Here is a 1,285-nt window from a genome sequence, read left to right as displayed (position 1 = left end):
CGCCGCCCACCGTGAAGGGCGGGATCTCGTTGACGAACTCGGTCTCGATCCAGCGGGTGTGGACGCGGAAGGGGTCGGCGGTGAACGCCGGGTCGGCGACGACCGCGCGGTGGAAGGGGATGGCCGTGGCCATGCCCTCGACCTCGAACTCCGCCAGCGCCCGGGCCGCCCGCTGCAGCGCCTGCTCCCGGCTCGCCCCGGTGACGACCAGCTTCGCCAGCAGCGAGTCCCACGCCGGGCCGATGACCGAACCGGACTCCACCCCCGCGTCCAGGCGCACACCCGGACCGGTCGGCGGGGAGAACCGGGTGACCGTACCCGGAGCGGGCAGGAACCCCCGACCGGGGTCCTCACCGTTGATACGGAACTCGAAGGAGTGACCCCGCACCGCCGGGTCCCCGTACCCCAGCTCCTCACCGTCCGCGATCCGGAACATCTCCCGGACCAGGTCGATCCCCGTGACCTCCTCGGTCACCGGGTGCTCCACCTGCAGACGCGTGTTCACCTCAAGGAACGAGATCGTCCCGTCCAGCCCGACCAGGAACTCCACCGTCCCCGCACCCACGTACCCGGCCTCCTTCAGGATGGCCTTCGACGCCGCGTACAGCTCCGCGTTCTGCTCCGGCGTCAGGAACGGCGCGGGAGCCTCCTCCACCAGCTTCTGATGCCGGCGCTGCAACGAGCAGTCACGGGTGGAGACCACGACCACGTTCCCGTGCCGGTCGGCCAGGCACTGCGTCTCGACATGCCGCGGCTTGTCCAGGTAACGCTCCACGAAGCACTCACCGCGACCGAAGGCGGCGACCGCCTCACGGACCGCGGAGTCGTACAGCTCCGGCACCTCCTCCAGGGTCCGGGCCACCTTCAAACCGCGACCCCCGCCACCGAAAGCGGCCTTGATCGCGATCGGCAGCCCGTGCTCCCGCGCGAAGGCCACGACCTCCTCCGCCCCCGCCACCGGATCAGGCGTACCCGCCACCAGCGGGGCACCCGCACGCTGCGCGATATGACGCGCGGCCACCTTGTCACCCAGGTCCCGGATCGCCTGCGGCGGCGGACCGATCCACGTCAGCCCCGCATCGAGGACCGCCTGCGCGAACTCCGCGTTCTCGGACAGGAACCCGTACCCCGGATGGACCGCGTCCGCACCCGAGTCCGCAGCAGCCTGGAGCACCTTGGCCATGTCCAGATAACTGGCCGCCGGAGTGTCACCACCCAGCGCGAACGCCTCGTCGGCCGCACGCACATGCAGAGCATCCCGATCCGGATCCGCGTAGACCGCCAC

1 protein-coding gene is annotated in these 1,285 nt (G+C 70.9%); it reads right to left on the bottom strand.

The genetic code is table 11. The features are described from left to right. A partial coding sequence (locus NPS70_RS28390) for an acetyl/propionyl/methylcrotonyl-CoA carboxylase subunit alpha (protein WP_256527332.1) occupies nt 1-1,285 on the bottom strand: 1,285 nt, incomplete at both ends.

It is taken from the genome of Streptomyces sp. C10-9-1, from assembly GCF_024497955.1.
In the GTDB taxonomy this organism is placed as follows: Bacteria; Actinomycetota; Actinomycetes; order Streptomycetales; family Streptomycetaceae; genus Streptomyces; species Streptomyces sanyensis.
Note: the sequence above shows the minus strand (reverse complement) of the source record. Positions and strands in the feature narration are given on the sequence as shown.